The sequence below is a fragment of the Streptomyces regalis genome, from assembly GCF_001509475.1.
Taxonomy (GTDB): Bacteria; Actinomycetota; Actinomycetes; order Streptomycetales; family Streptomycetaceae; genus Streptomyces; species Streptomyces regalis.
In genome coordinates, this window is sequence record NZ_LLZG01000384.1 from 26,616 (window position 1) to 46,991 (window position 20,376).

General features: G+C 71.7%; 14 protein-coding genes and 1 pseudogene. 4 read left to right on the plus strand and 11 right to left on the minus strand.

Features of this window, described 5'->3' with window-relative positions; genetic code table 11:
• Positions 1-39: 39 nt before the first annotated feature.
• The 3 genes from ADL12_RS38865 to ADL12_RS54505 all read left to right on the plus strand — a co-directional run bounded on the left by ADL12_RS38865 (position 40) and on the right by ADL12_RS54505 (position 1,888).
• Positions 40-534 (plus strand): NUDIX domain-containing protein, encoded by a 495-nt coding sequence (locus tag ADL12_RS38865; RefSeq protein WP_062711977.1) that lies wholly within the window; start codon positions 40-42, stop codon positions 532-534.
• Positions 535-733: 199 nt separating this feature from the next.
• Positions 734-1,459, plus strand: a complete 726-nt coding sequence (locus tag ADL12_RS38870) for an SIR2 family NAD-dependent protein deacylase (protein ID WP_062711979.1) — start codon at positions 734-736, stop codon at positions 1,457-1,459.
• 60 nt (positions 1,460-1,519) lie between these two features.
• Positions 1,520-1,888 carry a VOC family protein gene (locus ADL12_RS54505; RefSeq protein ID WP_062712072.1) on the plus strand — a complete coding sequence of 123 codons (369 nt, stop codon included), beginning with the start codon at positions 1,520-1,522 and terminating at the stop codon, positions 1,886-1,888.
• 218 nt (positions 1,889-2,106) lie between these two features.
• Here ADL12_RS54505 and ADL12_RS38880 read toward each other — a convergent pair whose 3' ends face one another.
• On the minus strand, positions 2,107-2,589 hold the full coding sequence (locus ADL12_RS38880; RefSeq protein ID WP_062711983.1) for a methylated-DNA--[protein]-cysteine S-methyltransferase: 483 nt from the start codon (positions 2,587-2,589) through the stop codon (positions 2,107-2,109).
• Positions 2,590-2,598: 9 nt separating this feature from the next.
• Positions 2,599-4,080: a DNA-3-methyladenine glycosylase 2 family protein gene (locus tag ADL12_RS38885; protein ID WP_279617190.1), complete on the minus strand. Its 1,482-nt coding sequence runs from the start codon at positions 4,078-4,080 to the stop codon at positions 2,599-2,601.
• Between the two features lie 150 nt (positions 4,081-4,230).
• Between ADL12_RS38885 and ADL12_RS38890 the strand changes: the two genes are divergently transcribed.
• Positions 4,231-4,593 carry an ArsR/SmtB family transcription factor gene (locus ADL12_RS38890; RefSeq protein ID WP_062711986.1) on the plus strand — a complete coding sequence of 121 codons (363 nt, stop codon included), beginning with the start codon at positions 4,231-4,233 and terminating at the stop codon, positions 4,591-4,593.
• 24 nt (positions 4,594-4,617) lie between these two features.
• Here ADL12_RS38890 and ADL12_RS38895 read toward each other — a convergent pair whose 3' ends face one another.
• The 9 genes and pseudogenes from ADL12_RS38895 to ADL12_RS38935 form a co-directional block, all read right to left on the minus strand.
• Positions 4,618-5,064 carry a hypothetical protein gene (locus ADL12_RS38895; protein WP_062712078.1) on the minus strand — a complete coding sequence of 149 codons (447 nt, stop codon included), beginning with the start codon at positions 5,062-5,064 and terminating at the stop codon, positions 4,618-4,620.
• Between the two features lie 89 nt (positions 5,065-5,153).
• Positions 5,154-6,695, minus strand: coding sequence for an FAD-dependent monooxygenase (locus ADL12_RS38900; RefSeq protein WP_062711989.1), 1,542 nt, complete (start codon positions 6,693-6,695; stop codon positions 5,154-5,156).
• Positions 6,692-14,396: pseudogene (locus tag ADL12_RS58695) on the minus strand (type I polyketide synthase). Before ADL12_RS58695 ends, ADL12_RS38900 begins: the two are co-directional and overlap by 4 nt.
• 48 nt (positions 14,397-14,444) lie before the next feature.
• Positions 14,445-14,960, minus strand: coding sequence for an O-acetyl-ADP-ribose deacetylase (locus tag ADL12_RS38910; RefSeq protein WP_062711993.1), 516 nt, complete (start codon positions 14,958-14,960; stop codon positions 14,445-14,447).
• Positions 14,961-14,996: 36 nt separating this feature from the next.
• Positions 14,997-16,091: a cytochrome P450 gene (locus ADL12_RS38915; RefSeq protein ID WP_244188208.1), complete on the minus strand. Its 1,095-nt coding sequence runs from the start codon at positions 16,089-16,091 to the stop codon at positions 14,997-14,999.
• An 88-nt stretch (positions 16,092-16,179) separates the two neighbouring features.
• Complete coding sequence (locus tag ADL12_RS38920) at positions 16,180-17,601, minus strand: alkaline phosphatase family protein (RefSeq protein ID WP_062711999.1); 1,422 nt, start codon at positions 17,599-17,601, stop codon at positions 16,180-16,182.
• Complete coding sequence (gene eboE, locus ADL12_RS38925) at positions 17,598-18,755, minus strand: metabolite traffic protein EboE (protein WP_062712003.1); 1,158 nt, start codon at positions 18,753-18,755, stop codon at positions 17,598-17,600. Before eboE ends, ADL12_RS38920 begins: the two co-directional genes overlap by 4 nt.
• Positions 18,756-18,762: 7 nt before the next feature.
• Complete coding sequence (locus tag ADL12_RS38930) at positions 18,763-19,617, minus strand: TatD family hydrolase (protein ID WP_062712008.1); 855 nt, start codon at positions 19,615-19,617, stop codon at positions 18,763-18,765.
• Positions 19,618-19,619: 2 nt separating this feature from the next.
• Positions 19,620-20,315 (minus strand): EboA domain-containing protein, encoded by a 696-nt coding sequence (locus ADL12_RS38935; protein ID WP_062712011.1) that lies wholly within the window; start codon positions 20,313-20,315, stop codon positions 19,620-19,622.
• Positions 20,316-20,376: the final 61 nt, after the last annotated feature.

Here is a 20,376-nt window from a genome sequence, read left to right on the forward strand (position 1 = left end):
GGCCGCGGCGCGGTTGCGCAGACTGGTTACCCTTCCTCAATGACCACCACGCCAGACTTCGCCACGTACCTCGCAAGTCTCCCCCGCGTCCTCGCCGGGGCCGCTGCCCTCTTCCGTGACGAGGAAGGCCGCGTGCTGCTCGTGGAGCCCAACTACCGCGAGGGCTGGGCGCTTCCGGGCGGCACGATCGAGTCCGACGACGGTGAGACGCCGCGGCAGGGCGCGCGTCGTGAGACGGCCGAGGAGATCGGCCTGGACCGGGAGCTCGGCCGGCTGCTCGCGGTGGACTGGGTGCACGGGACGGGGCGGCCGCCGCTGGTGGCGTACCTGTACGACGGCGGGGTCCTCGGCGAGGACGACTTCAAGGCGATCCGGTTGCAGGAGGAGGAGCTGCTGTCCTGGCGGGTCGTGGCCCCGCAGGACGTCCCGGAGTACCTGCCCGGCGCGCTGGGCCGCCGCGTCCTGGCCGCACTCGACGTGCTCGCGGACGGCGGCGGGACGGTGGAGCTGGAGAACGGTCACCGGGTGGACTGACCGGCGCCAGGTTCAGCCCTCGACGTCCCGGGGCTTCATGTCCACCTCACGCAGCGCGTCGTCGCCAGGACCATGACTTCCACCACGAGTTCGGCATCGAGCGACACGGTGACCTTGGCCATGCCCGGACGCTGGCACCACACCGGGCGGTCGAATATCCATTCGCCGCCTTCGCCGCGCCCGTCCTACCCTCGGCAGCATGACCAAGCCCCTCGTCGCGCTGCTCAGCGGCGCAGGCATCTCCACGGATTCCGGGATCCCTGACTATCGCGGGCCGAACGGGCTGTGGCGGCGGGATCCGGAGGCCGAGAAGCTCGTGACGTACGAGTACTACATGGGCGATCCGGAGATCCGGCGGCGCTCGTGGCAGATGCGGCGCAAGAACCGGACGCTGAAGGCCGAGCCGAACGCGGCGCACCTGGCGGTCGCCGAGCTGGAGCGGGCCGGGATGCCGGTGCGGGTGATCACGCAGAACGTGGACGGGCTGCACCAGCTCGCGGGGATGCCCGCCCGCAAGGTGCTCGAACTGCACGGCAGCGCTCGGAGTGTGCTCTGCACGCAGTGCCATGCGCGCGGGGCGATGGAGGACGCCCTCACGCGGGTGGAGGCGGGGGAAGAGGATCCGCCATGCCTGCAGTGCGGTGGCATCCTCAAGTCGGCGACCGTCATGTTCGGCGAGCGGCTCGATCCGGTTGTCCTCGGCGAGGCGGTGGCGATCACCAAGGCGTGCCAGGTGTTCATCGCCGTCGGCACGAGTCTGCAGGTGCAGCCCGCCGCCGGGCTCGCGGGCGTCGCCGCCGACCACGGCGCACGCCTGATCATCGTCAACGCCGAGCCGACGCCGTACGACGACCGCGCCGACGAGGTCGTCCGGGAGCCCATCGGCACATCGCTGCCGAAGCTGCTGCGCGAACTCGCCGAGTAGCATGGCTGCCGAGCGGAAAAGGTGGTGCGCGTTCTCACCGACCGGATCAGAATCCGTCTCATGACCTCTGCCATCCGCCATGTGACGATCGACTCCGCCGACGCCTACGCCCTCGCGCGCTTCTGGTCCCAGGTGCTGGACCTGCCCGTGCACGAGGACGACAAGCCGGGTGACGAGGACGTGCTGATCGAGGGGGCGGGCCTGCTGTTCGTCACCGTCCCCGAGCTCAAGACCGTCAAGAACCGGGTACATGTGGACCTTCAGCCGCAGGACCGCACCCGTGACGAGGAGGTCGAGCGCCTTCTCACCCTCGGCGCCACGCTGGTCGACGACCGCCGCACCCCGGACGGCAGGGGCTGGGCGGTCCTCGCCGATCCGGAGGGCAACGAGTTCTGCGTTGAGCGCGGTGCGGCGGAGCGGGCCGGCTGAGCCGAACTCCCCTTAGGGCCTGTCTGACAATTCCCGTCGTCCGCCCGGAGGGCGGGCCCCGCGGCGTCATGGGGATCCCCCCGCGCGAGGTTGTTCGAGCGTGGGGGAGCGTGCGATCGCAAGGCGCCGGAGCCGCCCTCGATGGGGGTGCCCCCGCGCGAGCCGAGCGAAGCCGCGTGCCAGGCGTCGCGGGGCAGGCGGGAATTGTCAGACAGGCCCTAGAACAGCGCCGCTCCGCTCTCGAAGTCCAGCAGCCGCTTCTTGCGGTCCAGGCCGCCGCCGTACCCGGTGAGGCTGCCGTTCGCGCCGACGACGCGGTGGCAGGGGACGATGATGCCGATCGGGTTCTTGCCGTTGGCGAGGCCGACCGCACGGGAGGCGGTGGGGTTGCCGAGGGCGTCGGCGAGTTGGCCGTACGAGCGGGTCTCGCCGTAGGGGATCAGGCGCAGTTGTTCCCACACGCCGCGCTGGAACGGCGTGCCGATCAGGCGCAGTTCGAGGGTGAACTCCTTCAACTCGCCCGCGAAGTAGGCCTCCAGCTGGTCGATCGCCGGCCCGAAGGGCGTCTCGTCCCGCCGGCCGAAGGTCTCCTCGGGTGGGCGGTGACGTTGATCGGTCATGTAGAGGCCGCACAGGACGCCGTCCTCGGCGACGAGGGTGAGCGGTCCGTAGGGGCTGTCGATGACGGTGTGCTGTTTCACTGACTTTCCTTACACGGGAAGGAAGTTGATGGGGTGGCTGTCCGTCGCCCACAGGTACTGGACGGCGTACGCCCGCCAGGGGCGCCATGCGGCTGCCCGAGCGGTGAGGGCCGCCGGGGTCGACGGGAGGCCCAACTCCTGGGCGGCGCGGCGGATTCCGAGGTCGGTGGGGAGGAAGGCGTCGGGGTCGCCGAGGGCGCGCATCGCGATGACGTCGACCGTCCAGGGGCCGAAACCGGGCAGCTCCAGCAGCCGGGCTCGGGTCTGCGGCCAGTCGCTGTCCGGGCCCAGGCGCACGTCGCCGTCGGCGAGTTGACGTATCAGGGTCGTGAACGTCGTACGGCGGGTGCGGGGCATCGCCAGTGACTCCGGGTCCAGCGAGGCCAGCGCCTCGGGGGCCGGGAAGAGGTGCGTGAGGCCGCCCTCGGGGTCGTCGATCTGCTCGCCGTGGGCGATGACCAGGCGGGCCGCGTGGGTGCGCGCGGCAGCCGTGGAGACCTGCTGGCCGAGCACGGCCCGTACGGCGAACTCCGCCTCGTCGACCGTGCGCGGAACCCGGCGGCCGGGCGCCTTGTCGACCAGGGGTGCGAGCAGCGGATCCGTACGCAACTGGTCGTCGATGGCGACCGGATCGGCGTCCAGGTCGAGCATCCGTCGGCACCGGCTGATCGCGACGGTCAGATCGCGCAGGTCACTGAGGGTGAGGCGGCAGGCGATGTGGTCGGGCTGCGGGGTCAGGGCCACGATGCCGTGGCCGTACGGCAGCCTGAGCGTGCGCCGGTACGCGCCGTCCCGCCACTCCTCGACTCCGGGGACGGCGGTCGCCGCGAGGTGGCCGAAGAGGTTGTCGGGGTTGAGGGGGGCGCGGAACGGCAGGCGCAGGGTGAGCGCGCCAGTGGCGTTGCCCGGACTGCTGCGGGGGGCGCGGGCGCGCAGGTCCGTCGGGGCGAGGGCGAAGACCTCGTGCACGGTGTCGTTGAAGGTGCGGATGGACGCGAAACCGGCCGCGAAGGCGATGTCCGCCATGGGCAGGGGTGTGGTCTCGATGAGAAGGCGGGCCGCCTGGGCGCGCTGGGCGCGGGCCAGGGCGAGCGGGCCGGCGCCCAGTTCGGCGAGGAGCTGGCGTTCGATCTGCCGGGTGCTGTAGCCGAGCCGGGCGGCGAGGCCGGGCACGCCCTCGCGGTCCACGACGCCGTCGGCGATCAGCCGCATCGCGCGGGCCACGAGGTCGGCGCGCTGGTTCCACTCCGGGGAGCCGGGGCTGGTGTCCGGGCGGCAGCGCTTGCACGCACGGAACCCGGCCTGCTGGCAGGCGGCGGCGCTCGGATGGAACCGCATGTTCTCCGGCTTGGGCGGGACCACCGGGCAGCTGGGCCGGCAGTAGATCCCGGTCGTCACGACCGCCGTGAAGAACCAGCCGTCGAAGCGGGCGTCCTTGGACTGGACGGCGCGCACGCAGCGCTCCGTGTCGATGTGCATCCCCTTCTGCATGCGTCCAGCATCGACCACCGGAGCGAGGAGGGCTGGCGAGAATCCGACATCAACCTCCGCTGCGCTGGGAGCTGCCGGATCGCCCGGGCCGACCAAGGAGACACATGAAGAAGCATTCATGCGTTCAGGTACGATGAGTAAGATACCCGCATGGGTCATGGAGCCGTCACCACCGCGCAGGACGCCACCGAGCGCGTACGCCTGGACGCGGCCAACGTCGCCAAGGTGGCCACCACCCTCCAGGCCCTCTCCACCCCTTCCCGCCTGCTGATCCTGGCGCGGCTGCGCGAAGGGCCGCTGCCCGCCACGGAGTTGGCGGCCGAGGTGGGCATGGAGCAGTCCGCCTGCTCGCACCAGCTGCGATTGCTGCGCAATCTGGGCCTGGTGGTGGGTGAGCGGCGCGGCCGGTCGGTCGTGTACACGCTGCACGACCACCATGTCGCCGAGCTGCTCGACCAGGCCGTGTACCACGTGGAGCATCTGCGGCTGGGCATCAGCGACGCGCCGGAGTGAGCCGCGTCAGTCGACCCGGCGGCGTTACGACGTGGTCGGGGCAGGAGTCGGGCCCACGCCCCGCAACTGTTGGATCCTTCCGCCCAGTCGGGGCCGGAGCTGCTCCAGCAGCGCCGGTTTCGCGCTGACCACCCAGCGGGTGCCGACGAGGTACTTGCCGCCGTAGACGGCGGCCGCGTCCAGCCAGGTCAGCTTGTACTTCTCCTGCGGGAACGTCGTGATGAGGTAGTCGCCCTTCTCCGTATGGCAGACGCCCTCGCGCAGTTCGTCGGCGTCGGTCCGGATCTTGACCTTGCAGCCCGTCAGGTCGGCGATCACCTCTACCTTCGCCGGTGCCACGACGCCGGCCGCGGTGGCGGAGACGTTCGTCGGGCTGCTCTTCGCGGCGGCGCCCTCGTCCTCACTCCCGCCGCATGCGGTTGCCAGGAGGAGGAGAACCAGACTGCCGGCAGCCGTCGCGATGCGGCCGATGCCACATCGGTTGCTTCGTGGGTTGCTTCCTGGGTTGCTTCCTCGCTGTGCCTGCACGAAAAGTGGTACGGATCAACGACGGGAGCCGTTCACCTCGTCTGACACGCAGTGTCGGTCGGCAGCCAGCGGGCGGCGTAGGCCCGCAGCCCCTCCAGCTCGGCGCCGCGTGCGACGTAACCGAGGTGGCCGTCAGGCCGTACCAGTCCCTGGGCGACGCCCGGCCAGGGGCCGCGGTCGTCGAGGCGGTGCACGGTGATCAGGTCGGCCCGGCCGTCCAGGACCGGGGCGAGCCGCTGGTCCGGCCAGAGGTGCGGTGGGCCGGTCAGGAGCAGGTGCCAGCCGGGGGCGGCGGTCCGTGTCTGGAGCCCCTGCGGCAGGTCCGGCAGCCGGTCACCGGCTCGCGGACCGTGGCGGGGCGGTCGTCCGCCCGTCGTGGAGGCCGGACTGCGCCGGTAGTGGATGCCGAGTTCGGAGACGGCACGGAAGACCCACCGGCGGGGCACCGTCGCGCGCACCGCCAACGGGGCGATCCGCGGGACGAGCCGGGCACGGGCGAAGCGGAGCAAGGGATGAGGGCTGGTACCGATGGCGAACGCGCGGTCGGTGAACCGCCGTACGTCGCGGCCGACCGGGGCACGTTCGATGCCGTACGTCTCCAGCAGGTCCTCCGGTGCGGCGCCCCGGCACACGAGGGCGATCTTCCAGCCGAGGTTGAGGGCGTCCTGGATGCCGGTGTTCATGCCCTGCGCCCCGGCGGGGCTGTGGATGTGGGCCGCGTCGCCGGCCAGGAAGCAGCGCCCGGACCGGTATCGGGCAGCCCCGCGGTTGTGGAGCCGGAAGTCGGTCATCCAGACCGGATCCCGCAGTACCAGCCCCTGAGCCCCGTACCGTTCGGTGATCTGTTGCAGGAGCGGCAGCGTCACCTCGGCGTCCGGGGCGTCGGAGGGCCGCATGGCGAGCATCCGCCAGGGTGCCGGGGAGCCGAGCGGGAAGAAGATCAGCATCCCGGTGCCGGTCATGTACGAGTGCACGGCGCCCGGCTCCAGCCCGTCGACGTCCAGGTCGGCGAGCAGGTACGTCTGCGGATAGGCGTAGCCCTCGAAGTCGATGCCCGCCTGGGCCCGCACGGTGCTGTGGGCGCCGTCGCAACCCACGACGTAGCGCGCCGTCACGACTTCCTCCGTGCCGTCACGGCTGCGCAGCCGGCCGACGACGTGGGGGCCCTGCTGCTCCAGCCGGACGAGCTCGGTGCCGCGCTCGATCGACACGCCCCGTGTGGCCAGGTGCTCACCGAGGATGTTCTCGGTCTCGGCCTGCGAGAGGAACAGCAGGAAGGGGTACGGCGTGTCCGTGAGCCCGATGTCGAACAGCGGTAGCGACACCGTGCGCCGGGTCAGGTGCAGGCGCAGTCGCATCGCGGGGTTGCCGCGGGCCACCAGCCGATCGGTCACGCCGAAGCCCGCCAGCGCCTCCAAGGTGCGGGGCTGGATGCCGAGCGCCCTGGACTCCCGCACCCGGTCGAGGGAGCGGTCGACGATGCGGAAGCCGGCCCCGTGGGCGCGCAGTTGCGCGGCGAGCGCGAGCCCTGTGGGCCCGGCGCCGACCACCAGGGCATCCAGCGGTGCCGTCATGACTCCACGGTAGAGGCTGCTCCGCCTCGGGCGTGGCCGAGAGAGCTGATCCAGGTGCGCACGGCCTCGGACGTCGTCCGGGCATGTTCCTTGAGGAAGGCGCGGTGGTCCCCGGCGACGTCCACGCACTCGTGCGGCAGGGGCCAGGAGGTCTGCCAGTCGTCGGCGTCGGGGCCGGCCGCCATCTCCGGTGTGGGTTCCGCGGCACGTATCAGCAGGGTCGGGGTGGTCACCGGTTCCGGAACCCAGTCGAGGAACATCCGCGTGTACGCGCCCATCGCGGCCACCGCTGTGTCCTCGTCCCCCGTGCACTGGCCCGCTCCCAGCACAGGCGCGACCGTGGCCGGCAGCGCCAGCAGCCAGTCCTTGCTCCTGTTCTCGTCGTTGATGAGGTAGGTGTCGAGAAGGACTTGGGCGCGTGGCGGGGCGCCGTGTGCTTCGAGGTAACGGGTCACCACATGGGCGACGGCACCACCGCTGGACGCGCCGATGACGACGAAGGGCCGGTCTCCCACGTGCCGCAGTACGGTCTCGGCCTGTGTGCGTGCCAGCACCTCCCGGTCGGCGGGTACGGCGTCGCCTTCGCCCAGTCCCGGATGCGGGAGTTCGATGATCTCCGACTCACCGTCGAAGAAGCGCTGGAACTGCGCGAATTCTCCGCCGGGGAAGTCGAGCGGGGGTTGGAGCCCGGGGAGGAAGACGAGCACCGGTCCCGTGCTGCCGCTGGTCCGGCGCAGCGCCGGCAGGGCTCGGGTCCGGCTCTCGGAGGCGTCGAAGGTCGGCACCGCCCAGGAGGCGCCGAGCAGCATGTGCATCGCCGGAACGACGTGGCCGGCCGCACAGAGCTTGCGGTAGAGGGCGGCGAGGCTCTGCGTGGGCATGGGTCGGTCGCCCGGCGCCGCAGCCGCAGCCGTTGCCGTTGCCGTTGCCGTTGCCGGCAGGTCGCCGAGCAGGTCGAGGATGTGCCGGGTGAGGGACGGTGTCGTGGGGTGCTCGAACACGACGGCGGCGGGCAGCCGGAGCCCGCAGGCGGCGCCCAGCAGGTTGCGGACCTGGACCGCCATCAGGGAGTCGAATCCCAGATCGGTGAAGGCTTTTCCGGAGGGCAGCGCGTCGGCGTCGGGGTAGCCGAGGACGTCGGCGATCGCCTGGTGGATCAGCCTGGAGAGGGCTGCCTCCCGTTCCCGGGCAGGCAGGTCGGCCAGCAGTGTGCGCCAGGCGTCGGGCTGCGCCGCGGCCGGGCCTGCGGGGTGGGAGCGTGGCCCGGACGTCAGGGTCGGCCGGCCGGTGGGTATCAGCTCGCGCAGTAGCGGAGGCACGGGCGTCGCGGCGGACCGCAGTGCGGCTCGGTCCAGGAGGAACGGTGCCAGTACCGGTTCCCCCTGCTGCAGGGCCGCGTCGAAGAGTGCCAGGCCCTGCTCGGGAGAGAGCGCGGGGAAACCGTCCTCGGCGAGCTGGGGCCGTCCTCCGCTCCGGCGTAGTTGGGCGGCCATGCCGTCGGCGTGCTCCCACAGGCCCCACGCCAGCGACACCGCGGGCAGCCCTTGCGCGGCACGGTGGCGCGCCAGGGCGTCCAGGAAGGAGTTCGCGGCGGCGTAGTTGCCCTGACCGGGGCGGCCCAGCAGGCCCGAGGCCGAGGAGAAGATCACGAATGCCGTGAGGTCCAGGTCCCGGGTCAGCTCGTGGAGGTTCCAGGCGGCGTCGGCCTTCGGTCGGAGCACCGTTGCCAGTCGTCGCGGGGTCAGCCCCGCCAGGACACCGTCGTCGAGTTCCCCGGCCGCGTGGACCACGGCGGCCAGGGGCGGCTCGCTGTTGTCGATCACGTCGGCCAGCGCGGCACGGTCGGCCGCGTCACAGGCGACGATGCGGACCTCGGCTCCCAACTCCTCCAGGGCAGCGCGCAGTTCCTGTGCTCCGGGCGCCGTGGGGCCCCGGCGCCCCGTGAGCAGCAGATGCCGTACGCCGTGGGCGCGAACCAGGTGCCGGGCCAGTTCCGCGCCCAGGGCGCCGGTACCACCGGTGATCAGCACCGTGCCCTGCTCGCCGAATGCGCTGCCCCCGGTTCCAGGGCTGGTTCTCATCAGCCGGGGGGCCGTTGTTCGACCGGCCCGGATGGACATCTGGGGCTCGCCCGTGGCCACGGCCGCAGGAAGCTGCCGCAGCGACTGCGGGTGCCCGTCCACATCGACCAGGACGACCTGTCCCGGCATCTCCGACTGCGCCGTGCGCACCAGTCCCCAGACGGCGGCCCCCGCCATGTCGGGTACGGCTGCGGTGGCGTTCGGCGTCACGACCAGCAGCCGTGTCCCCGCCGAGGCGGGGTCGTCCTGCCAGTTCTGCAACGTCTTGAGCATCCTGGCGGTCAGCACGTGCGTCGCGGACACGGGATCGGGATCCTCCGCGGCCCCCACGGCCGTGACCACCACCGTGTCGGGGCCGGTCTCGGGGACGGCGGCCGGATGTGCGAGGGCGGGAAGGTACGCCGCGAAGCCCAGGTCGTCGGGGCCCAGCGTGGTCCAGCGCTGCCCGCCCTCGACGCTCTCGGGTGTCTCCACTGTCTCAACGGGCACCCAGCCGGGTCGCAGCAGCGCACGCCGAACGAGGTCCTCGGCAGGGTCCTGCTGTGCGTCGGGGAGTTCCCGGGTGGTCAGGGAAGCGACCGAAGCCACCGGCCTGCCCGTCGGGTCGGCCAGGGTCAACGAGACGGAGTCCGCGCTCACTTCGGTCAGTCTCACCCGTAGTGCCGTGGCTCCGTCCGCGTACAGGCGCACTCCGCTCCAGGCGAACGGCAGCCGGACGGGCGCCGGTTCCGGGCGAAGGTCTGATGCGGCTGCGGCTGCGGCTACGGCTACGGCTACGGCCAGCAGGGTGGCGTGCACAGCGGCGTCCAGCAGCGCCGGATGGATCGCGAACCGAGCTGCCTGCGCGGCCTCCGCCTCGGGCAGCTGCACCTCCGCGAACAGTTCGGTGCCGCGGCGCCACATCGCCCGGACGCCCTGGAAGGCAGGCCCGTAGGCGAAGCCGTCGTCCACCGCTCTGTCGTAGGCGTCCGAGAGATCCACTTCGACGGCGTCCGGGGGCGGCCACACCGTGCGGCCGCTCTCGGACAAGTCCTGTTCCCGCGCTTGCGGCCCGTGCACCAGCAGTCCGGTGACATGCCGCGTCCACGCTGTACCGGAGTCGTCCGCGGAGGAGTCCGGATCCCCGGGGCGGGAGTAGATGTCGACCGACCGTCGGCCCACGGGATCGGCTGTGCCGACCACGACCTGAACGCACACAGCCGCACCCGCGGGCAGCGGGAGCGGTGCCACGACGACGAGGTCCTCCACCGCGCCGCACCCCACCTGGTCACCGGCGCGGACCGCCATCTCCACGAATGCCGTCGCGGGCACCAGGTTCACGCCGGCGACGACGTGGTCCGCGAGCCATGGCTGGGTTTCGGCGGAAAGCAGCCCGGACAGCACCGTGCCCCCCGTGTCCGGCAAGGTGAATGCCGGGCCCAGCAGCGGATGGCCCTGGGCGCGTGTCACCGCGGTCGCGTGGACCGCCGTGCTCGGGGGGTCCAGCCAGTACCTTCGGCGCTGGAAGGCGTACGTCGGCAGGTCCACGCGTCGCGCCCCGCTCCCGGCGAACACGGCGGACCAGTCGATGCCCACACCGCGCACATGGAGCCGCGCCAAGGCGGACAGCAGGCTCTCCGCCTCCGGCTCGCCCGGCCGGGCGCTCGCGGCGAGCACCGGCTCCGGTGGACCGTCCGTCGGCAGACACTCCGTGGTGGCCGCCGTCAGGACAGGGCGCGGCCCCAACTCCATGAACGCCGCGACATTCGCGTCGTACAGCCATCGCACGGTGTCCGCGAACCGCACCGGCAGGCGCGCGTGCCGCACCCAGTACTCCGCGGAGCACAGGTCTTCGCCGACGCCCGCCGAGACCGCGCTGACGACCGGGGTGCGCGGTGGCCGGAACGTCAGCCGCTCGGCGACGCGGCGGAACTCGTCGAGCATCGGCTCCACGAGCGGTGAGTGGAAGGCATGGCTCACCCGCAGCCGAACGACTCGTCGTCCCTGCCCGGCAAACCGATCGGCCACGGATCGCACGTCCTCGTCCGCCCCGGAGATGACGAGGGAGCGCGGCCCGTTCACCGAGGCGATCGCGACCCGTCCCGCGAGCCCGGACTCCGCCAGGAGCGGCGCGACTTCGTCCTCCGCCGCGTGCAGCGCCACCATCGCCCCGCCTTCCGGCAGCGCCTGCATCACGCGGCCGCGGGCCGCGACCAGCTCCGCCGCATCGGCGAGGTCCAGCACACCGGCGACGTGGGCCGCCGCCAGCTCTCCGACCGAGTGGCCCGCGAGGAAGTCCGGTCGCACCCCCCCAGGACTCCAGCAGGCGGAACAGGGCCACCTCGTAGGCGAACAGAGCGGACTGAGTGAAGTCCGTACGGTCGAGCAGAGCGGCCTGCGGCGAACCGGCTTCCGCGAACATCACCGTGCGCAGCGGGTGTTCCATACGGCGGTCCAGCTCGCGGCACACGTCGTCGAACGCGGCGGCGAAGGCCGGGAACGCCGCGCACAGCTCCCTGCCCATGCCCACCTGCTTAGCGCCGTGGCCGGTGAAGAGGAACGCCGTACGGATGCCGGCGTCGTCCGCGACGCCCTGGAACGTCGTGACGCTGTGCTCGCCGCGGGCGAGGGCGCGCAGTGCTGCCGGTATGCCGTCCGGGTCACCGGCCGGCACCGCTGCCCGGTGGGTCAGCGCGGCCCTCGACACGGCCAGTGAGAAGCCGATGTCGGTCGGCGACAGGTCGGGGCGGGCGTCCACCCAGGCCGCCAGCCGATGTGCCTGGGCGCGCAGTGCGGCCTCGTCGGCACCGGAGATCAGCCAGGGCACCGCGGGAACGGGAGATGATTCGGCGTCGGGCGCCGTGGGCTCGGCGGTCGGCTCCGGGGCCTGTTCGATGATGACGTGCGCGTTGGTCCCGCCGATGCCGAACGCGGAGACACCGGCCCTGCGCGGGCGGCCGGTCGTCGGCCACGGGCGGGCGGATGTCAGGAGCTCGACTCGGCCCGAGCGCCAGTCCACGTGCGGCGACGGCGCCTCGGCGTGCAGGGTGCGCGGCAGTACGCCGTGCCGCATGGCCATCACCATCTTGATGACCCCGGCGACGCCCGCGGCCGCCTGGGTGTGACCGAGGTTGGACTTGACCGATCCCAGCCACAACGGGGGTTGATCCGGGGCACGCCCCTGCCCGTAGGTGGCCAGCAGTGCTTGCGCCTCGATCGGGTCACCGAGCGTGGTGCCGGTGCCGTGGGCCTCGACCACGTCCACGTCGCTCGGCAGCAGTCCGGTGGTCTCCAGCGCCTGCTCGATCAGCCGCTGCTGTGCCGGTCCGCTGGGCGCGGTGAGGCCGTTGGAGGCGCCGTCGGAGTTGACGGCGCAGCCGCGCAGCACCGCCAGGACCGGATGACCGTTGCGCCGGGCGTCGGAGAGCCGTTCGAGGAGCACCATTCCGGCTCCCTCGCTCCATCCGGTCCCGTCCGCCGACGAGGAGAACGACTTGCACCGGCCGTCGGGGGACAGCCCGCGTTGCCGGCTGAACATGACGAACGACTTCGGAGTCGCCATGACGGTGACGCCCCCGGCCAGGGCGAGCGAGCAGGTTCCCGAGCGCAGCGCTTCGACGGCCGACTGCATCGAGACCAGCGAGGACGAGCACGCGGTGTCGACCGTGACCGCGGGCCCGCGGAATCCGAACGTATAGGAGATCCGGCCGGAGGCCACGCTGCCGGCCGAGCCGATGCCCAGATGGCCTTCCAGCTCGTGGGGACCGTGGAATCGGGTGGCGTAGTCGTTGAACATCACACCGATGAAGACGCCCGTGTCGCTCTCGCGCAGCGACAGCGGGTCGATCCCGGCGCGTTCCAGCGCCTCCCAGGAGGTCTCCAGCAGCAACCGGTGCTGAGGGTCGGTGGCCAGGGCCTCGCGCGGCGAGATCCCGAACAGGGTCGTGTCGAACTCCGCGGCGCGGTGCAGAAAGCCGCCGTGGCGTGTGCAGGAGGTGCCGAACCCGTCCGGATCGGGGTCGTAGAGCGCTTCCAGGTCCCAGCCCCGGTCGACGGGAAAGCCGGAGATCGCGTCGCCTTCCGCCGTCACCAGCTGCCAGAGATCTTCCGGGGAGTGGACGTCGCCGGGGTAGCGGCAGCTCATGGCGACGATCGCCACCGGATCGTCGGCCGCGTCGCTCGCACGCCTCCGGTCGGCCGTGCCGGCGCGGGGGCGCGGTTCCTGCGGTTGCGGTGTGGTGAGCGCGGCCCACAGGTGCCGGGAGACCGCGGCGGGCGTGGGGTGGTCGAAGACCAGCGTGGCCGACAGGCCCAGCCCCGTCAGCTCGCCCAGCCGCTCGACCAGCGTGGCAGCGCCGACGGAGGTGAGCCCCAGGTCCATGAACGCGCGGTCGGCGTCCAGCCGTTCACCGGGCCCCGCCCCGCACAGTGCGGCCGTCTCGCTCAGGACCATCTCACGCAGGGCGTCCGGCGAGGCGGGCGGCTCAACCGCGGTCAGGGCGTCGGTGTCCGCACCGGACGGTGAATCCGTTCGAGCCACGTCGAGGACGCCGGCCGTACGGGCGACCTTGCCGGATGCCGTACGGGGCACAGCCGCGATCTGCTGAATCGCCACCGGGACCTTGTGCTCGGCGAGCAGGGCCCGGCAATGAGCCAGCACCTGATCCATGTCGAGGTTCTCCCGGCCTGGCACCACCCCGGCGACCGGAACCTCACCCAGGACATGGTGCGCGGCGCCCGTCACGACGGCGTCGGCGACGCCCGGACAACTCAGCAGCACTTCCTCGATCTCCGCGGGATGGATGTTCTCGGTCGTGGGAACTCCCGCCAGCACGCTGAACGGGCCGTCGACGTGGTCGCTCGAAGCGCGCACCGCGTGCAGCAGTTCTCCGGGCGCGAGCAGGTCACCTGTGACGTGCGTGCTCGCCCCGACGGCGACGGTTCCCAGGATCGCGAGCGAGTGCCCGAAGCTGTGGAACAACGGCAGTGGCCACAACAGCCTGTCATCGGCGCGGAACCCGAGAAGCGGGACGTAGCACGCGGCGACCGACCACAACGCGCCGCGCTGCGTGGACATCACCCCCTTCGGCCTTCCCGTGGTGCCGGAGGTGTAGAGCAGCCACGCCGTCTCATCGAGGGTGAGATCGTCCCGTGGGGGTTCGGCGCTGTCCGTGCCGGCCACGTCGCTGAACAGCACGGTCGAAGCGGGGGCGTCCGCGGGGAGCGGGCCCTCGCCGGTCAACAGCACGTGTGACGGTCGGCATTCGGGCGGCAGCCGCTTGATGCGGGCCAGGCGTGCGGGGTCGGCGATGACGACGGACGCCCCGCTGTCGGCGATGAAGTGAGCGAGTTCGGCGTCGGAGGAGCGCGGATTGAGCGGAACGCCGACGGCGCTCGCCCGAAGAACAGCCAGACAACTCTCCACTGTTTCCACGGAAGTACCGAGGCAGAAAGCCACCCGGTCGCCCCGGCCGACGCCCGCCCGGGCGAGATGCGCGGCCAGTCTGGCGGTGCGCAGCTCCAGGTCCGCGTAGGAGACACTGCGCGCGGAGTCGGAGAACGCTGTGCAGTCCGGTGTGCGGCCGGCATGCGCCGCGAGCAGCTCGGACAGCGGCAGAACTGTTTCTGTGCTCAGCATCATCCAACCCCGGGGACTCAAGCTCCGTATGTGCCTTACTGGGTATGTGCCTTACTGGCGGCCGAGTTGCCGGGCGAACGTGTCGTACGCCTGGTCGTCGAAGAGGACGAAGCGCACCTCCTCGACCGCTGTCCGCGCGTTGTGGACCGCCTCCACCGCGATACGAGCCGCGTCCTGCATCGGCCACCTGTACACACCCGTGGAGATCGCCGGGAACGCGACCGTCCGCGCACCCAGTTCGTCGGCCACCCGCAGCGACTCCCGGTAGCAGGAGGCCAGCAGCTCCGAGCGGTCCTCGGTGGACGACCAGACCGGGCCCACCGTGTGGATCACATACCGCGCGTCCAGCTCCCCCGCCGTCGTGGCAACCGCCTGCCCGGTGGGCAGGCCCTTGCCGTACTGGGAGGCGCGCAGCTTGCGGCACTCGTCGAGGATCGCTGGGCCGCCGCGGCGGTGGATCGCGCCGTCGACTCCTCCCCCGCCGAGGAGGGAGGAGTTGGCGGCGTTGACGATCGCGTCGACGCTCTCTCGCGTGATGTCGCCCTGAACGAGCCTGATGGTGGTCATGACTGCCTCTATAGCAGCCCCGCCCCCGATGTCCGGCTATTTCCAGGCGACCGGCAGCGCGCGCACCCCGTGGACCGTGCTGGTCGACAAAGTGAGCGAATCGAGCGGTGCCGTCATGCGCAGGGACGGGAGCCTGCGGAACAGGGTGGACAGGCCCAGCCGGAGTTCGGTGCGGGCCAGCGACTGGCCGAGGCACTGGTGCAGTCCGTGCCCGAAGGCGAGGTGACCGCCGGCGTCGCGGCGGACGTCGAGGGCGTCGGGGTCGGCGTACACGGAGGGGTCGCGGTTGGCGGCCTGCAAGGCCACGACCACACCCTCCCCCGCGCGGATGCGGACCCCGGACAGGTCGACGTCCTCCGTGGCGATCCGCCGTATCCCGGAGTGGATGACGGTCAGATGGCGCAGGAGTTCCTCGACGGCGGACGGCCACAGGGAGTCGTCGGCGCGCAGTGCGTCCAGTTGGGCCGGGTTCTGCAGCAGGGCGATCACAGCCAGCGGGAACATGTTCGCCGTCGTCTCGTGGCCCGCCAGGAGGAGCAGCGAGACCATGCCTGTGGCCTCGTCGAGCGTGGCCTCGCCGGTCGCGACGCGCTCGGTGGCCAGGCGGGAGATCAGGTCGTCGGCAGGGTCCTGCGCGCGGCGCTCGATCAGGGCGCGCAGATAGCCGTAGAGCGCCATGCGCGCCGACATCGCCTCGGCCGGGTCGCCGGCGACGCTGGTGAGGGCGTTGGACTTCTCGCGGAAGAAGCCGTGGTCCTCGTAGGGGACGCCGAGCAGTTCGCAGATGGCCAGGGTGGGCAGGGGCAGTGCGTACGCCGCGACCAGGTCCGCCTGCGTCGCGTCGCCGTCCGTCATCGCGTCCAGCAGGTCGTCGCAGATGCGCTGGATCGCGTCCTCCATCTGCTCGATGCGCCGGAAGGTGAAGTCGGGGATCAGCATGCGGCGCAGCCGGGTGTGGTCCGGCGGGTCCATCTGGTGGAAGAGACCGGGCGCCTGCGGCGGTGCTCCGGGGCGGGTGTGGGGGAAGCCGGGACGGTTGGCGTCCGCGCTGAAACGGGGATCGGCGAGAACCGTACGGGCGTCCTCGTGACCGGTGATCAGCCAGGGGCTGTTGTCGCCCCAGATCGTCACCCGGCGGATCGGCTCCTCGGACTGCCACTTGGCGTATTCGGGGGCCGGGTCGAGCAGGGGGCGGATCGTGGGGAGGGGCGGGTGGTCGTCACTTCTGCGTGCCTTCCATTGCGTCGGGGGTCTCGTGCAGGGCCGCGAGGTCCAGCAGCAGGGACTTGACCTCCGTGGCCGCGTAGGCCTCCTTCGCCTGCTCCGACTCCGGCTGCGGCTGCGGCTGCGAACACAGCAGTACGGGGCCGTAGTCGGGGTCGGCGGGAAGGCGGCCGTGGCTGCCGCGGACGCCGGAGGGGTCGAGGGGGACGGTCTTGAGGCGGTAGCGGAAGCCGAGCTTCTTGCGGGCGACCTGACCGACGGCGCGCAGTTTCACCGCGGGGACGGTCTCGTCGTAGAGGAGCTCGGCGGGGTCGTAGCCGGGCTTGCGGTGGATCTCGACCTGGCGGGCGAAGTCGGGGGCGCGGGCGTCGTCCAGCCAGTAGTAGTACGTGAACCAGGCGTCGGGGTCGGCGAGTGCGACGAGTTCGCCGGAGCGCTCGTGGTCCAGGCCGTGGGCCGCCTTGCCGTCGGCGTCCAGCACCTGCTCCACACCGTCGAGTTCGGCGACGAGCTTCGCGACCGTGTCGACGTCTGCCGGGTCGCGGACGTAGACGTGGGCGACCTGGTGGTCGGCGACCGCGAAGGCGCGCGAGGTCCACGGGTCCAGGTACTCCATGCCGTCCTGCGTGTACACCTCCAGCAGCCCGGCCCGGCGCAGGGCGCGGTTGATGTCGACGGGGCGGGAGACGGGCGTGATGCCGTACTCGCTGAGCGCGACGACGGTGGCGCCCTCACTGAGGAAGTGGTCGATCAACGGGCGCAGGGCGTCGTCGAGTTGGCGGGCGGCGCGGATGGTGGCGGGTGAGTCGGGGCCGGAGCGCTGGGGCTCGTAGTCCATCTGCGGGATGTAGACGAGGGTGAGGTCGGGGCGCTTTTCGTCGAAGACCTGGCGGGCGGCGGCCAGGATCCACTGGGTGGAGGGCATGCCCGCGTTCGGGCCCCAGTAGGTGAACAGGGGGAACGGGCCGAGCCGGTCGGTGAGTTCGTCGTGCAGGGACGGCGGCCAGGTGTAGCAGTCGGGTTCCTTGCGGCCGTCGGAGTAGTAGACGGGGCGCGGGGTGACCGTCCAGTCGACGTCGGCGCCCATCGCGTACCACCAGCAGATGTTGGCGACCTTGTAGTCGGGGTTGGTCCTGCGGGCCGTCTCCCAGATCTTCTCGCCGCCGACGAGTGCGTTGTGCTGGCGCCACAGCATGACTTCGCCGAGGTCGCGGAAGTACCAGCCGTTCGCCACCGCGCCGTGCGTGGACGGGGGTTCGCCGGTGAGGAGGGTGGACTGGACGGTACAGGTCACGGCGGGGAGCACGGTGTCGAGCCGGGCCTGGAAGCCGCGTTCGCCGAGGGCGGCGACGGCCGGCATGTGCTGCAGCAGCTTCGAGGTCAGGCCGACGATGTCGAGTACGACCACGCGGTTCATGAGGAGTCCTCCTTGAGGCCGAGGCCGGTCAGCCGGTCGCGGGCCCAGGCGAGTTCGGCGGCGATGCCACCGGGCAGGTCGGCGGGCGGTTCGGGGAGGACGGACCAGGTGTAGGTCTCGACCTCGATGTGGTCACAGCCGGCCGAGGCCCCGCCCAGCAGCCCGGCGAGGACCTGGTCGAGCTGGCCGGCGGTCGTGCGGAGCGGGGATTCGGGCTCGGTGTGCAGCGGGGCGTGGAAATGGACGCGCCAAGGGCCGCCGTCCGCGGGAAGCTCGCCGTCGAGGGCGTCGGGAAGGTCGTCCACACCGAGGACGTCACCCTCGCTCGTCGTCCGGGTCTGGTGCAGGAACCGGGGTTCGGCGAGCCGGTGAAGGGCCGCGCGGGCGGCGGGGTCGGCCGGGTTCGCGGCCTCCACGGCGCACGACGCCTGGAGTTTGACCACGGGCATCCCGGCTTCCGCGAGCCGCCGCAGGGCCTCGGCCGGCTCCTCGAACTGGACGGCGAGATGGCACGCGTCGAGGCAGATGCCGAGCCGGTCGGGGTCGAGTCCGCCCAGTTCCCGCACCGCCTGCGTGGTGGTCTCGACGACACACCCGGGTTCCGGCTCGAAGCCCACCCGGATACGGCGGCCCGTCCACGCTTCCAGCGCGGCGAGCCCGGTGGTCAGCCGGTCCAGGGCGTGCCGGGCCTCCTCGGCGCAGGCGGGGGTCCACGGGGTGCGCCACGCGAGCGGCAGGGTGGAGACGCTTCCGTGGTCGACGTCGTCGGGGAGGAGCGCGGCGAGGACGCGGGCGCAGTCCAGGGTGTACTTCAGCCGGGCCTCGTCGGCCCAGTCGGGCAGGTACACGTCCTTCTTGACGACCTCGCGGTGGAATCCGGCGTACGGGAAGGCGTTGAGGGTGACGGTCTCCAGGCCGCGCGCCCGCAGCTCGGACTTCAACCGCACCAACGAACCTTCGTCGTCGGCAAGTTCGGTGACGACGGGGTGCGCCAGCCACAGCCCGATGCCGAGCCGGTCGGCCCCGAGCCGTTCACGCACGGGCTCGGCGTAGTCGGCGAGCTGGGCGATCACGCCCTGGAGGTCCTCCGCCTGGTGGACGTTGCTGCAGTAGCCGAGGTGGACGGTGGTACCGTCCGGGTGCAGAAAGCGCATGGGATGCTCACGCTCCCCCGCGACGTATGGAGTTGCCCCGGAAGGTGGCCTCCTCGTCGGGCTTGGGCTCCTCCAGCTCCAGCCGCCCGCTCTGGCCGTAGAAGGCGACCGGGTTGCGCCAGAGCACCTCGTCCACGGCGTCGTCGCCGAACCCGGCGGCGAGCATGGCGTCGGCGGTCTTGCGGGTCTTCAGCGGATCCGAACGTCCCCAGTCGGCGGCCGAGTTGACCAGCACCCTCTCCGTCCCGTGCTCCTTGAGGATCTCGACCATCCGGTCCTCGCTCATCTTGGTCTTCGGGTAGATCGAGAACCCGGCCCAGCAGCCGCTGTCGAGGACCATGCCGACAGTGAGCTCGTTGAGGTGGTCGAGGACGACGAGTTCGGGGGCGATGCCCGACTCCCTCACGACATCCAGCGTGCGCCGCGTACCGGCCGCCTTGTCGCGGTGCGGGGTGTGCACGAGAGCGGGCAGCTCGTGCTCGATGGCGAGCTGGAGCTGACGGGCGAGCGCCTCGTCCTCCTCCGGGGTCATCGAGTCGTAGCCGATCTCGCCGACGGCGACGACCCGGTCCTTGGCGAGGTAGCGGTCCAGTTCGTCGAGGACCGGGAGGCAACGGGGGTCGTTGGCCTCCTTCGGGTTGAGCGCGATCGTGCAGAAGTGCTGGATGCCGAACTGGGCGGCCCGGTACGGCTCCCAGCCCAGCAGCCCGTCGAAGTAGTCATAGAAGCTCTCCGGCGAGGTGCGGGGCTGGCCCAGCCAGAAAGCGGGCTCGACGACGGCGCGCACTCCGGCGGCGTACATCGCCTCGTAGTCGTCGGTCGTGCGGGAGGTCATGTGGATGTGGGGGTCGAAGATGCGCACGGTCAGCTCTCTTCCTTGAGTATGTCCGTGAGTCGGTCCGTGAGTGCGTGCTTGAGTTCTGCGCCGATGACGTCCGGGAAGGCTCGGACGACGGGCAGGATGTCCTGGGGTACGTCCCGTCCCGCGGCGAGCCGCTCATGGGCGAAGTCGGCGAGCATACGGGCCAGTTCACGGTCGGCGCGGGTGTCGAGGCCGGTGACGCGGTCGAGCGGGATCTCGCAGAAGACGCACTTCAGTACGGCCTGGCGGTACTCGGCGTCCGGGAGGTGCGCGGCGGCATACGGGCCGAGGGCGGCCTCGATCAGGGTGGTGTCGTTGCCGCGCAGGGTCTCCCGTACGAGGGGCAGGGCGAGGTCGCCCAGGTCGAGCAGCGGCAGGGTGCGCAGGACGGCGCGCTGTTCCGCCGGGTCGCCGTGGCGGTGGAGGCGCGTGACGTCGTCGGCGAGGGCCTGGCCGCGCAGGGGCAGCGCGGTGAGCAGGACGGCGCGGGCGGCCTCGTCGACGGTCCAGTAGGCGTCGAGGCGGGCGTGTCCGCAGCGCCTTCGGACGGCGGGAAACAGACGCCGTACGGCGGCGGGATCGGCGGCGACCTTGGCGGCGCTCTCGTCCAGCCAGGTGCGGGCCGTGTCGTCCAGTACGGAGATCAGGGCGGGGTGGGGGTCCGGCGGAGCCGAGGGGGAGGCAGTCGTGACAGCCATGGGGAACAACTTCCGGAGAGGTCGGGGGGGAGTTGAGCTGAGCCAGAAGGAGGGCCGGGCC